Source organism: Microcoleus sp. Pol14D4, from assembly GCF_036701245.1.
Lineage (GTDB): Bacteria > Cyanobacteriota > Cyanobacteriia > Cyanobacteriales > Microcoleaceae > Microcoleus.
Window position 1 is genome coordinate 1 of record NZ_JAUBQM010000045.1, and the last position, 12,923, is coordinate 12,923.

A 12,923-nucleotide genomic window follows, 5' to 3' on the forward strand; every position below is an offset into this window, starting at 1 on the left:
CGTCGCTTTTATCAACAAGGTATGCGGGCTGCAAACCTTATTCGGTCTATCTCCTAAACCTCTTTGTCACCCCCTCATGTGCAAAGCTTAAAGCCAGAAGCCTTCAAGAGATTCTGTGGCGCCCTAGTCTACAACTTTTGATGAAATGGTGTCAGTTCTAAAACAACAGCAACTTCAGAAACGCAAACCCGGTCGCCCGCCTAAACTGAGCACCGATTCCCAGGTACTGCTGGCATTACAATATTGGCGAGAGTACCGTACCTACTTTCACATTGCGATGGAGCTGGAACATCAATGAATCCACTGCGTTCAGAATCGTCAGACACGTAGAGGACACATTAATTCGTTCAGGTCGGTTTAGCTGACCCGGAAAGAAAGCACTGCTGCAACCGGACTCAGTTTTAGAAGTAGTTGTGGTCGATGTGACCGAAAGCCCAGTCGAGCGTCCAAAAAAAAACAACGACAAGTGTTTTCCGGCAAAAAGAAGTATCATACATTGAAGTCGCAATTAGTGGTCAATCAAAAGACGGGAGCAATTATCTGCAGAGCTTCGTGGTAAAGGCAGAAGGCATGACTTTCGACTATTCAAGAGCAGTAAAGTCAGGCTAGCCACTACAATTAAACTTTTAGGTGACAAGGGTTATCAAGGAATTGCCAAACTTCATGCCCATAGTCAGATCCCTACTAAAAAGCCCAAAAGCTCTAATTTATCTCAGGTTCAACGGCAGGAAAACCGTACTCTGGCAAGCCAACGAATTATTATTGAACACGTTAATAGGAAGCTGAAAATTTTTCGGATTTTGTCGGAACGTTACCGAAATCGCCGACGTAGATTTGGTTTACGCTTCAACCTGATTGCAGGCATCTATAACTATGAACTTAACCTTTCAGAATGACTTTTGCAAGAGGTCTACTAAATGAGGCTGATGTCTTTCTGGTTGGAACTATATCCTTAGCGTTATATTAAATGCAGCTTCATAGTGAATTGGTATTAGACTCATTTCTCTTGGTGGCCAGAGGCAAAAGTTTAATCATGGTTGATCGACCGGACATGATATTACTCATTGTTCCGCGAGCAGTTTTGATGATTTCGCTAAGTTTTTGTCTATTTTGGATGTTCACGACTCGAAGGTTACTCAACCGTATCTACCAGTCTACTTACGAAGTGATACATCAACTATATTTCCCAGACGACTCAGCAGCCGCCGCGAGTCTATCCATCACCGCTCTACCAACCACGGCTAACTCACTAATTGGTATACATTGAATTTTTTTCAGCAGATCGTTAGTATCTACCGGTTCAAGCATGGGTTTGCCTTCCAGATGAGCGAGCAGCTCTTCAAGTGTAAACCCGGCCCTCACAGCAATCTGAGCCAAATTTTCTGTATCTGGGATGCTCTGACCTTTTTCCCACAACTGAACCGCAGTCGCAGAGACGCCCAGAAGCTTGCCGAATGCCCGCTGACTCATAGAACCGCGAGCTAGTTTGACAATCTCGATCAATTTTTTCTTAGCTTCTGCGTTCACAACTGCCGTCACTACTTAATCCCACATAACTCAGTTTACTTCCCAACTCCTAAATTTTCCACTTGCAATTCATAATTATACTTGACACAGGACAGGATTGCAAGTAAACTAATAATTACAACTTAAGTTTTGATAGACCCAAGGAGTCGCTAAACAAATGGTTCTGAGCGAGGAACCCAACATAAGGGGACAGCCCGATCGAACTTTGAAACCGAAGACAGACATCAGGGAAAGTAAAAATGACCAAGAGACGCAATCTAAAAACTCACAAGCCCAGCGGCACCCGTCAAAGCCTCACAGCCTCCGGTTGGCTAAAACCCCAGTGCTGGCAAATCTCCAAAATAGAAGCAGCCGAAGCCCTGAGAATGCCCGTAAAACACATAGTGAAAGTCTACCCCAAACAACATCAAGTAATAGTCGTTTACCTGAACAAGAAAGGACAAAAATGCAGTTCCTTTTTTAGCTACAGACTATTTGCCAGATGGCAACAAGAGGCGATCGCAGCAATTGCCAGTTGTCGAAAGCAGCAAATCCTAGCACCTCTAGAAGTCATTGTACAATACGACCTCGAACATTTCAAATATCCAGTGGCGATCGCCGATGCAATTTGGGAAGCCCTACTCAACCAGATCTCCCGCGTAACAAGGGAACTGAGGCTGAGCAAACAATGCGCCTAGTCCCCCATCACTCCATCAATTTGTAGAAGCAGCCAACTCAGCCAAACGTTCCTGCTGATCCTGAGAAATGCAAGTTTGAATAATCCCCTCAATATCACCTTCCAAAACACTATTGAGCGAGAAATTCTCCCCCAAACGGTGGTCCGTAGCCCGATTGTCCTTATAGTTGTAAGTGCGGATCTTCTCCGATCGCGAACCAGTACCAACCTGAGCCAAACGCCGCGACTTCACCTCATCCTGCTGCTCCCGCAACTTCATCTCATAGAGCTTAGCCCGCAAAATCTGCATCGCCCGCTCCTTATTCTGCAACTGACTGCGCTCCTCAGTACAGAAAATCCGAATTCCCGTCGGCTTGTGAAACAAATCCGCAGCAGTTTCAACCTTGTTCACGTTTTGACCGCCAGCACCGCCCGATCGAGCTGTACTCATCTCAATATCCTTCGGATCGATGTGAATCTCCACATCATCCACCTCCGGCATCACAGCCACCGTCGCCGTCGAAGTATGCACCCGGCCGCCGGCCTCAGTCACAGGCACTCGCTGCACCCGGTGTACTCCCGCCTCAAACTTCAGCTTACTGTAAACGCTGTCGCCTGTAATTTCCAGAATCACCTCTTTAAAGCCGCCCATTTCCGCCAGCGACTCGCTCACCAACTTCACCTGCCAGCCTTGAGTTTGAGCGTAGCGCGAATACAGCCGCAGCAAATCTCCAGCCCAAATACTAGCCTCATCTCCGCCAGTACCCGCCCGAATTTCCAGCATAATATTCTTGTCATCGTTCGGGTCGCGGGGGAGCAGCAAAACCTTCAAACAACTTTCCAAATTCTCCAGCTTCGCCTCAAGTTCCTGAACTTCCAGCGCCGCCATTTCTTGCATATCTCGATCGCCCGCGGCTTCCTTGAGAACTTGTCGCGCGCCCACCAAATCTTCCTGAGTGGTTTTCCACAGAGCAAAAGTATCGACCACTTCCTCCAAGGACGATCGAGCTTTCGCTACCCGTTGAAACTCTTGATTGTCCCTAGCCACATCCGGGTCAGCCATGCGGCGAGTCAACTCATTAAAAGTTTGCTCTACCGACTTCAATTTATCCAGCAAATAAGATTCAGCCATTGTCAGTTGTCCTTTGTCAATCGATTTTAGATTTTAGATTTTAGATTTTAGATTTTAGATTTGAAGAACAGTTGGGATAGAATCTCGATCGAACTCAACTGCCTGCATAGCGAAGTCTTCAATCTAAACTCTCCCATCCGATGGCGGATCGATTTTAGATTTTAGATTTTAGATTTTAGATTTTAGAACTCAAGAGCAGTTAGGATAGATGTCGATCGAACTCAACTGCCTGCATAGCAAGTCTTCAATCTAAAATCTAAAATCCGAAGGCGGTAAGTTGCCAGTAGAAAGAACTACTCTCAACAAACTGCGGACAAATGACAATCCGGCTACTTCTTCTTTTTGCCTTTACCAGCAGCCTTAGCAGCATCTGCTTTGGGATCTTCCATTTTCAGCGGTCCAGAGGAAGCATCTGCCTTCGGCATTTCTACCTCGCTCATGCCGTATTTCCGCATAAAGCGCTCGACACGACCTTCAGTATCAATAATCTTCTGAGTGCCAGTATAAAAAGGATGATTTCCGGACCAGACATCAACTTGAAGCTTTGGTCTAGTTGAACCCACAGTCATCACCAGTTCCCCGTTGCAATAAACCTGAGATTCGGGATACCACTCAGGGTGAATGCCATCTTTTGCCATTGTTTTTTACTCTCTAATTTTTGACTTTACAACCATTTTAGCTGCCGCAGGACTTCTAAACCAACAACAGCACCAATTTTGTCTTATACCTTTTGGAACCCGGAATCAGGAATCGGAAATAAACTTGAAAAAAAGGCAGATAAAATCTGAATGATTCTTGCCTTTTCTTTCTTCCTTCTTCCTTCTTCCTTTTTCCTTCTTCCCTCAATCCGTCAATCCGAACATCCGTTACATCCGTTAAAAAATTCGTTGCCGAACTTTCATTACATCCGTTACATCCGTTACACAATCCGTTGCCGAACCTCGATTACCGCTTCGAGTATTGAGGAGCCTTGCGAGCTTTCCGCAAACCGTACTTTTTCCGTTCTTTGGCCCGCGGGTCGCGAGTCAAATAGCCCTCAGTCTTCAGAGGCTTGCGGTTGTCCGGGTCTAATTGACAAAGTGCTCTAGCGACACCCAAGCGAATCGAGTCAGCCTGACCTGTCAAGCCACCGCCTTCGACTTTTACCAAAATATCGTACTCATTTTCCAGACCCAAAGTTTCCAGAGGTGCCTTAGCCAGAGCCAAATAAGTAGGGTTGAATTGCAGGTACAAATCCCCTTCTTTACCGTTGACAGTCAGTATGCCAGTGCCGGGAACCAAGCGTACCCGCGCTACTGAACATTTGCGGCGGCCGGTACCCCAGTACACAGCGCGGCCGGTATCTGTTGCTTGCATTACTCATTTCCTCCCGGAATCGTGTGAACAATTAACTCTTCTGGTTTTTGAGCTGCGTGTGGATGGTTAGGGCCAGCGTACACTTTCAGCTTAGTAAACAATTGTCTGCCTAGAGAAGTGTGAGGCAGCATTCCTCGTATAGCTTCTTCGACAATTCTTTCGGGCAAACGTGCTTGCAATTTGGCAAAAGTTTCTGTTTTCATCCCACCCGGTCTTCCAGAATGGCGGCGGTAGATTTTCTGGGTGCGTTTTTTGCCAGTAACAGCGATTTTGTCCGCATTGATGACAATTACGAAGTCGCCGGTATCCATAGAAGGAGTGTAAGTCGGTTTGTGTTTTCCCCGGAGGTACATGGCAACTTCAGTTGCCAGACGGCCCAGCCGCTGGTCGGCGGCATCGACCACGTACCACTTGTGCTCTAGGGAGTCTTGAGTAGGGACGTAAGTTTTGTTCATTGTTTGTTGTCAGTTGTTATTTGTTATTTGTTAGTTGTTCATTGTTAGTTGTCAGTTGTTATTTGTTATTTGTTAGTTGTTTCCAATAACTAATAACCAATAACTAATAACCAATAACTAATAACCAATAACTAATTTTGGCTGAGTGTCGTACCAGACATCTGGGGGAAAGGGAAATTCTGAATAGCCAACCCGCAGCAGGCACAAACCTTGAGCTGGAGCGGCATATTTTACCATTTCTCGGCGTTCGTTGACCCAGATATCGGTGAAATTGTCGATCGGCCTTTCCCCGCGACCCACCTGCACCAGCAACCCCACCAGCAGCCGCATCATCCCGTACAGAAACCCGCTCGCCTGAACCTCAATATAGATAAGAGGCCCAGAACGGTGACACTCTGCCGCTTGTACGTCCACCCAGGAATGGGGGCGGGCTGAGCCCGCGCGGTGAAAAGCAGCCAGGTGATGCCGCCCGATGAGCGGTGTCAAAGCTTTCTGAATCAAAGATTCATCCACAGGGGCGTGATAGCAGTGCCAAGCAAAAGGACGCACAAACAAATTAGGGGTCGGATCTGTATAAAGGGTGTAGCGATAGCGCCGCCAACTGGCTGAGAACCGAGCGTGCCAGGTAGGTTCCACCTTTGCCGAAGCTCGAATTAAAATATCTTTTGCCAGTCGAGAGTTGAGAACGCTTGCCCAGCGGTGAGCCGGAATTGGACCCTGGGCGTCAAAATGGGCTACTTGAGCAGCGGCGTGAACTCCCGCGTCAGTTCTCCCAGCAGCGTGCAGCGTTACCGGGCGTTCCAGAACAGTCGATATTGCTGTTTCAATTTCTTCTTGTACTGTACGCTGGTTCGGCTGTCGCTGCCAACCGTGAAAGTTAGTGCCGAGGTATTGGATCACCAAAGCAACGCGCTGTATCGATTGGGGATTTTCGATTGGGGATTTTGGATTGTCAGTCATAAATCACAAATCTCCAACCCAAAATTGAATTAAACCAGTTCAACGATCGCCATTTCGGAATTGTCTCCTTGACGGGGGACAGTTCGCACTACGCGGGTGTAGCCCCCGTTGCGCGAGCCGTACCGTTCTTGGGCTGCTTCAAACAAAGCGTGTACTAACTGTTTGTCGTAGATAAAGCCCATAGCTTGCCGGCGAGCTGCCAATGAGCCATCTTTTGCCAGGGTAATCATTCTGTCAGCCTCTGGGCGCAGCGCTTTGGCGCGGGCGAGAGTGGTAGTAATTTTACCGTGGCGGATTAATTCGGTAGTCAGCGAGCGCAGCATGGCGCGGCGCTGGTCAGCCGGTTTGTTGAGTTGGGGAACGCGACAGCGGTGACGCATGGCAGTTGGTAATTGGTAATTGGTAATTGGGCGCCGGGATAGTCCGAGAGTTTTGAGCGGTGAATTCTTTAACTTAAAAACTCACCTACTTAAAATTCAGAACTTTTTTACCCGTTACCCGTTGATTAACTTTTAGCTGATTTTTCCTGTGGCAAGGTAATGCCCAAGCGTTTTTGTAAAGCTTCAATCACTTCTTCGGCAGACTTCTGCCCGAAGTTCTTGATCTCGAGCAAGTCTTCTTGGGTATAATCCAATAAGTCTGCGACTGAGTTGATCTGAGCCCGCTTGAGACAGTTGTAAGCCCGGACTGACAACTGCAATTCTTCGATCGGAATTTGGCTGGTAGGATCTGCTTCACCTGGATACTCTGGTTTGAGAGAATCTTGGGTGATGTCTTTGAGAGGTGCAAATAAATCTACCAGGATGTTGGCAGATTGACTCAAAGCTTCTTGAGGAGTCACGCTGCCATCAGTCCAGATTTCCATAATCAGCCGGTCTTTCTCGACCGTGCCGCCTACCCTAGCATCTTCAACGCTGTAATTGACTCTGCGAATCGGCATAAAGATGGCGTCTATTTGGAGGAAATCCAAAGCCGACCCATCATCGCGACTGCGGTCTACTGCTCGGTATCCGATGCCTTTTTCAATTCTGAATTCCATTTCCAGAACTGAGCCGGGGGAGAGAGTTGCAATGTACTGGGAGCGATCTATCAATTCGACCTCTGAGGGCAAATCGAATCGATCGGCAGTAACGGTGACAGGCCCCTCAATCCGCAACCTGCCGATTTGCGGCTGCTGAGAATGAGTTTTGAGGACGACCTCTTTCATGTTCAGGAGAATTTCTAGAACATCCTCACGTACCCCTTCGATCGTGGCAAACTCGTGATTGACACCCGCGATGCGGACTGAAGTTACTGCCGTCCCTTCCAAATTTGACAGCAGAACTCGCCGAAGCGCATTCCCAACAGTTGTTCCCTGACCGCGATCGAGCGGTTCCAGGACAAATTTTCCGTACTGACTGCGGTCTTTGTCAGTGTTAGACTCTATACATTCAATTTGAAACTGCGCCACGGAGTGACCTCCCTTTTCCACTTTGGATTTTTGATTTTGGATTTTAGATTGCAGAGCATACCCCTGAACGGATTTCGGATTTTGGATGGACGGGGCAACAGTTAGAACCATTAGTTTTTGACTTTAAGCAGTTAGCCATTATCCAAAATCTAAAATCTAAAATCTCAAATCGTTTTAGACTCTACGCCGCTTGGGAGGGCGACAGCCGTTGTGAGGAATTGGGGTAACATCTCTAATCAGGGTGATTTCCAGTCCCGCCCCTTGCAGTGCCCGAATAGCAGTTTCTCGACCTGCTCCGGGCCCGCTCACCATTACTTCTATTTGGCGCATTCCTTGGTCGTTGGCTCTGCGGGCAGCACTTTCTGCTGCTGTTTGAGCTGCAAAGGGAGTTCCCTTCTTAGCTCCTTTAAAACCGCTGGAACCTGCCGATGCCCAGGAGATCACTTCGCCGTTGAGGTCGGTAATAGTTACAATCGTGTTGTTAAAGGTAGACTGGATGTAGCCTACCCCATTGGGTACATTTCTTTTCTGCTTTTTTGCACCAGATTTCTTGCCTGTTTGTTGTCGCGCCATATTAGTCTCTTTAACGTTTCTCTCAACTAATGTCCCGAAGCGCTAGGAGCGAGCAGCCCCCAGCGTATTTTTCCCAAAAAGATGTTACTTCTTGGAAGGTGCCTTTTTCTTGCCCGCAACTGTTCGGCGGACGCCACGACGTGTTCTGGCGTTGGTACGGGTTCGTTGTCCCCGCACTGGCAGACCCAAACGGTGACGCCGACCGCGATAAGTTCCGATGTCCATCAGGCGCTTGATGTTCATTGACTCCCAGCGCCGGAGGTCTCCTTCGATTTGGTATGTGGTTTCTACATGAGCCCGCAGAGCTGTCACGTCGGCCTCTGTTAAATCCTTAACGCGAGTGTCAGGATTTACGCCTGTTGCAGCGATAATTTTTTGGGCCCGCGACAAGCCTATTCCGTAAATGTATGTCAGACCTATTTCTACGCGCTTATCGCGTGGAAGGTCTACCCCGGCAATCCGTGCCACACTTTTTGTCTCCCTAGTTTTCCTATTTGGCTACAATGTTCAATTAGGATGCACCTGCGTGCAGTGCCCAATTTTCGTTTTTTCTAACCTTGGCGCTGTTTGTGTTTCGGGTTAGTGCATATCACCATCACTCGACCGCGACGGCGGATGACGCGACATTTCTCACAAATTTTTTTGACAGATGCTCGAACTTTCATCTTTCTTCCTGCCTGGAGAACCCCGCTCTAGCGGAGAACAGGCACGCTGGGACTGCCCGTAGAGCGGTGGGAGGAGAGGCTGGGCAAGGTGTAGACCTCTCCTCGATTAAATTGTATAAAGTGCGGGTTGTTTCATGAAGGAGCCCGCTTGCACCCAATCCCATTGCTGGGTAAAGTTCGCCTGCGCCAGAGTTTGGCCCAGCAATACTTTTACGGTGTAACAATGACTTAACCCGGTACACCGGTGGGTTGTTGACGCCCTTCTCGGCAACACTACAAACGTAGCATTATAGCATAAATTTGAAGCTTTTTACCAAATTCTCTCTAAATTAAACTTAGAATTAGTTTTTAGAAAGTTTTATCTAAGCCTATTTTTTCCGAAGGCGATAAGTAATCCTGCCTTTGGTCAAGTCGTAGGGAGTCAATTCGACTTTGACGCGATCGCCAGGCAGAATTTTGATGTAGTTGCGGCGGATCTTGCCGGAAATGTGAGCCAGGACGTTAAACCCATTATCTAGGTCAACGCGAAACATCGCATTGGGCAGGGATTCCGTCACTGTCCCTTCCATTTCAATTAAATCTTGCTTAGACAATTTGGTATTTACCTCAACTCTACATTTGATTAACTAGGAGTGTCCCGGCGTTGGTCTCAAAACCTATTTACTGGTAAGAGTCAAACGGGAACGGGGGGCAATAATTAGGGCGACTCGATCGACTTTAATACTCAACCAACCGCTTGTTTTAGCTTTACTTGAGTAAAGTTGTGGCAATTAGTATCGAGTTCAATCCGGTCTCTAGCAACCCTCACAAAACCTGATAGCACAAAAAGCTCCTAGTTAACATATCTTAGCAAAAGCTTGTGAGTAACAAGCTCTATTGAGAGGGTTCAAGAGTCGCCAGAGAGAGCTTGCTGCAGTTCTGCAGTGACTAATTCCATCGCTCGATCGCCATCAACCGCAACTAACTGTTCGCGGTTTCTGTAAAACTCAATCAAAGGTTCAGTTTGCTCGCGGTAAACTTGCAAACGCCGACGAATCGTCTGCTCGTTGTCATCCTGACGCCCCCGCGACAGCAGGCGAGCCACCAAAACATTGTCAGGAACGTCCAAATTGACAGCTCTGAGAGCGCAGTCCTTTCCAGACGTACTTCCTTCAACATCGCAGAGCAGTTTGTCAAAAAAAGCTGCCTGGGCGACTGTGCGGGGAAAGCCGTCGAGAATCCAGCCAGCACGAGCATCTGGCTGATTCATACGTTCTTGCACGATATCCATTAATAACTCGTCAGGAACCAACTCACCCCGATCCATGTAGGCTTGCGCCTTTTGACCCAAGTCTGTTTTGGCAACTACGCAGGCGCGCAGGATGTCACCGGTAGAAATGTGAGGTATTTTCCAGAGAGCGGCTAAGAGCTGAGCCTGAGTTCCCTTTCCCGCCCCTGGAGGCCCCATAAAAATCAATTGCATTGCGATTACTTCACCATTCCTTCATATCGTTGGGAGATGACGTAAGTTTGAATTTGCTTAGCAGTTTCGATCGCGACACCTACTAAAATCAGCAGGGAAGTTGCACCAAAACCTCTAAAAGTTTGCACTCCGATCGCGCTTTCTACAGCAGTTGGTACAATCGCCACCAGACCTAGAAAAATCGCTCCCAAGAAAGTCAAACGGTTCAAAACCTTCTCCACATAATCGCTGGTTTTCTGACCGGGACGAATTCCAGGAATGCTGGCGCCCATTTTCTTCAAGTTCTGAGACATATCTACGGGGTTGACAATCAACGAAGCGTAGAAATAGCTGAAGAACAGAATCAAAGTCAGATAAAACAGCGCGTAAGCCCAAGGCGTCGGCCCGTTCGGACTCAAAACATTAGCAACTTGAACCAAAAACGGGTTATTGAGAGACTGAGCGAGGAAAGAAGGCACAATCAAAACCGAAGATGCAAAAATAATCGGCATCACTCCGCCTTGATTCAAGCGCAGGGGCAGATAGCTCCGGCTCTCCCGATAAACTTTGCGGCCGACTTGGCGACGAGCCGAAATAATCGGAATGCGGCGAGTACCTTCCTGAACAAAAACAATCCCGACAATCGTCACCAAAAAGACCAGCAGCAGAACGACTACACGGCCGACAACTTGCGTGTCGCCACTTTGAGCCAATTCAAAAGTTTGTCCCAAAGAGCGTGGCAATACCGACACAATGTTGATAAAAATCAGTAGCGACGCTCCGTTCCCGATACCTCGTTCCGTCACTACTTCCGATATCCACATTACAAACATTGAGCCTGCCGTCAGAGCCAAAGCAGTTTGTGCTATGAATAAAGGCGATGGAGATTGAGCAAAAGGGCTGACCCAAATCCCAATGCCAATACTTTGGAGAATTGCCCAGCCCAAAGAAACGTAGCGAGTAATTTGAGAAATCTTGCGCCGCCCTGCTTCTCCTTCATTTTTCTGCAAGTCTTCTAAGCTTGGCAGAGCCGCAGTTAGAAGTTGCACAATAATTGAAGCATTAATGTAGGGCAAAATCCCCAACGCGAAAATCCCCAAAGCTGACAAGCCGCCTCCTGAGAACAAATCCAAAAAGCCGATTAAAGGGCTATTTTGGACGTTTTGGGCAAAGGCGACTCGATCGATACCGGGGACTGGCAAGTGGACACCCAGGCGTACTAAAATCAGTAAGCCAATGGTTACGAGGATGCGGCCTCGTAAACCAGCAGCTTGAGCCATCTGCATGAACGTCTCTTGTGCAGTTGGCGCTTTCTCTCTACTAACGTCCATAGTTACGATTTTGGATTTTAGATTTGGGATTTTCGACTAAATCATTTTCTGATAGCAAGCTTGAGGATTTGAGATTTGGACAAACTCTCAAACCCCAAATCTTCACGCAACTAATTCGCAACTTCCGCCTGCGGCTTCAATTTTGGTGCGAGCACCTGCGGTAAAAGCCGAGGCGCGCACTTGCAAAGGTACATTCAGTTCACCATCTCCTAAGATTTTCAGCGGCCCGTTGTCAGTATTGACAATTTTCGCTTGCATCAAAGAGGTGAGAGTAACTTCTGTGTTTGCTGGCAGCGATGCTAATTTACTTACATTAATGGTAGTGTACTCTTTCCGGTTCACTAGAGGGAAGCTTTTCAACTTGGGGAGACGGCGGTAGAGAGGATTTTGACCTCCTTCAAAACCCGGTCTAGTGCCGCTACCGGCTCTAGATTTTTGACCGCGCATCCCTTTGCCGGAGCTCGCGCCTTGACCGGCAGAAATACCTCTGCCCAAGCGTCGGGGGCGCTTTTGGGAGCCTGCTTTGGGTCGGGCGTCTTGCAATCTCATAGTTTTAGTAATTGGTAATTGGTATTTGGTATTTAGAGAGAGGGTATCCAGTAGTTTTGAGTGCGTGAGTTTTAAGTTGCGGATTTTTTTATTTTCACCGCAAGCACTTAACACTCAAAACTTACAGTTTCCCATTCTCGCGTGCCCTAACCGTAGAGATTTTCTACTGGAATTCCGCGCTCTTGAGCAACTTCGGACAAGGTGCGGAGGGTGGACAGGGCATTGACTGCGGCTCGGGCGTTGTTTAAGGGATTTCCGGAACCTAGCTGTTTGGCTAAGATATTGCGGACTCCTGCTAATTCGAGAACAGTTCGCACTGCTCCCCCTGCAATTACCCCGGTTCCCGGAGCGGCCGGCCGCATCATGACTTTAGCTCCGCCACCGTCACCGTTGATGGGGTGAGGGATGGAGTTAGATTTGGTGAGGGGAACTTCAATTAGGTGCTTTTTGCCGTCAGCGACGCCTTTTTTAACTGCACCAATTACGTCGCTAGCTTTGCCGACTCCTACTCCAACTTGACCGCGTTCGTTGCCGATAATGACTATGGCGCGGAAGCTGAGTTTTTTACCGCCTTTGACTACTTTGGTAACGCGCCGGATCTGAACGACCCGCTCTTGCCATTCGGATTCTTTTTCCCGCGTTTTGTTGCTGCTGCTTTTTTTCTTGGTGCGCTGTTCTTTTTGTTCTGCCATAGTTTTGTCCTGTGGGAATTAGTAATTGGTGAAAGGCGATCGGCAAGTGGTAATTGTTTGAGTAAAAAGTAAAAATAGAAGAAATCTGGATTTTGCCTTTTAACTTTCAACTTTTGACTTTTTACTTTTTAATTACT

At 47.8% G+C, this 12,923-nt stretch carries 17 protein-coding genes and 1 pseudogene; 2 read left to right on the plus strand and 16 right to left on the minus strand.

Annotation, left to right across the window (positions count from 1 at the left end):
- Positions 1-63 precede the first annotated feature (63 nt).
- A pseudogene (locus QUA33_RS16770) lies at positions 64-896 on the plus strand (IS5 family transposase).
- Positions 897-1,173: 277 nt separating this feature from the next.
- On the opposite strand, the gene QUA33_RS16775 reads toward QUA33_RS16770, so the two are convergent.
- Positions 1,174-1,539, minus strand: coding sequence for a helix-turn-helix transcriptional regulator (locus QUA33_RS16775; protein ID WP_333149641.1), 366 nt, complete (start codon positions 1,537-1,539; stop codon positions 1,174-1,176).
- 227 nt (positions 1,540-1,766) lie between these two features.
- Between QUA33_RS16775 and QUA33_RS16780 the strand changes: the two genes are divergently transcribed.
- Positions 1,767-2,204 (plus strand): hypothetical protein, encoded by a 438-nt coding sequence (locus tag QUA33_RS16780; protein ID WP_333149643.1) that lies wholly within the window; start codon positions 1,767-1,769, stop codon positions 2,202-2,204.
- A 15-nt stretch (positions 2,205-2,219) separates the two neighbouring features.
- Here QUA33_RS16780 and prfA read toward each other — a convergent pair whose 3' ends face one another.
- From prfA to rpsE, 15 genes are all read right to left on the minus strand, one after another.
- Positions 2,220-3,314: a peptide chain release factor 1 gene (prfA, locus tag QUA33_RS16785; protein WP_333149645.1), complete on the minus strand. Its 1,095-nt coding sequence runs from the start codon at positions 3,312-3,314 to the stop codon at positions 2,220-2,222.
- Positions 3,315-3,643: 329 nt separating this feature from the next.
- A complete protein-coding gene (rpmE, locus tag QUA33_RS16790; RefSeq protein ID WP_333149647.1) occupies positions 3,644-3,952 on the minus strand; it encodes a 50S ribosomal protein L31 in 309 nt (102 codons plus the stop codon).
- A gap of 307 nt (positions 3,953-4,259) precedes the next feature.
- Positions 4,260-4,670: a 30S ribosomal protein S9 gene (gene rpsI / locus QUA33_RS16795; RefSeq protein ID WP_106147490.1), complete on the minus strand. Its 411-nt coding sequence runs from the start codon at positions 4,668-4,670 to the stop codon at positions 4,260-4,262.
- Positions 4,670-5,125, minus strand: coding sequence for a 50S ribosomal protein L13 (gene rplM, locus QUA33_RS16800; RefSeq protein ID WP_333149649.1), 456 nt, complete (start codon positions 5,123-5,125; stop codon positions 4,670-4,672). The genes rpsI and rplM overlap by 1 nt, the downstream gene beginning before the upstream one ends.
- A gap of 117 nt (positions 5,126-5,242) precedes the next feature.
- The gene (gene truA, locus QUA33_RS16805; RefSeq protein WP_333149651.1) at positions 5,243-6,085 is read right to left on the minus strand and encodes a tRNA pseudouridine(38-40) synthase TruA; all 843 of its coding nucleotides are present in this window, start codon (positions 6,083-6,085) and stop codon (positions 5,243-5,245) included.
- Between the two features lie 29 nt (positions 6,086-6,114).
- The gene (gene rplQ / locus QUA33_RS16810) at positions 6,115-6,465 is read right to left on the minus strand and encodes a 50S ribosomal protein L17 (protein WP_333095876.1); all 351 of its coding nucleotides are present in this window, start codon (positions 6,463-6,465) and stop codon (positions 6,115-6,117) included.
- A 125-nt stretch (positions 6,466-6,590) separates the two neighbouring features.
- On the minus strand, positions 6,591-7,535 hold the full coding sequence (locus QUA33_RS16815; RefSeq protein WP_202798589.1) for a DNA-directed RNA polymerase subunit alpha: 945 nt from the start codon (positions 7,533-7,535) through the stop codon (positions 6,591-6,593).
- Between the two features lie 174 nt (positions 7,536-7,709).
- Positions 7,710-8,108: a 30S ribosomal protein S11 gene (gene rpsK, locus QUA33_RS16820; RefSeq protein ID WP_006634980.1), complete on the minus strand. Its 399-nt coding sequence runs from the start codon at positions 8,106-8,108 to the stop codon at positions 7,710-7,712.
- An 84-nt stretch (positions 8,109-8,192) separates the two neighbouring features.
- Entirely contained in the window at positions 8,193-8,576 is a 384-nt protein-coding gene (gene rpsM, locus QUA33_RS16825; protein ID WP_006634981.1) for a 30S ribosomal protein S13, read from the minus strand.
- Positions 8,577-8,659: 83 nt separating this feature from the next.
- The gene (gene rpmJ, locus QUA33_RS16830) at positions 8,660-8,773 is read right to left on the minus strand and encodes a 50S ribosomal protein L36 (protein WP_015178722.1); all 114 of its coding nucleotides are present in this window, start codon (positions 8,771-8,773) and stop codon (positions 8,660-8,662) included.
- A gap of 368 nt (positions 8,774-9,141) precedes the next feature.
- Positions 9,142-9,366, minus strand: coding sequence for a translation initiation factor IF-1 (gene infA / locus QUA33_RS16835; RefSeq protein ID WP_006276978.1), 225 nt, complete (start codon positions 9,364-9,366; stop codon positions 9,142-9,144).
- 293 nt (positions 9,367-9,659) lie between these two features.
- Positions 9,660-10,235, minus strand: a complete 576-nt coding sequence (locus QUA33_RS16840) for an adenylate kinase (RefSeq protein ID WP_333149653.1) — start codon at positions 10,233-10,235, stop codon at positions 9,660-9,662.
- A gap of 5 nt (positions 10,236-10,240) precedes the next feature.
- The gene (secY, locus tag QUA33_RS16845; RefSeq protein ID WP_190745438.1) at positions 10,241-11,545 is read right to left on the minus strand and encodes a preprotein translocase subunit SecY; all 1,305 of its coding nucleotides are present in this window, start codon (positions 11,543-11,545) and stop codon (positions 10,241-10,243) included.
- A gap of 102 nt (positions 11,546-11,647) precedes the next feature.
- Positions 11,648-12,094, minus strand: a complete 447-nt coding sequence (gene rplO / locus QUA33_RS16850) for a 50S ribosomal protein L15 (protein WP_333070037.1) — start codon at positions 12,092-12,094, stop codon at positions 11,648-11,650.
- Positions 12,095-12,240: 146 nt separating this feature from the next.
- Complete coding sequence (gene rpsE, locus QUA33_RS16855) at positions 12,241-12,786, minus strand: 30S ribosomal protein S5 (RefSeq protein ID WP_015178718.1); 546 nt, start codon at positions 12,784-12,786, stop codon at positions 12,241-12,243.
- Positions 12,787-12,923: the final 137 nt, after the last annotated feature.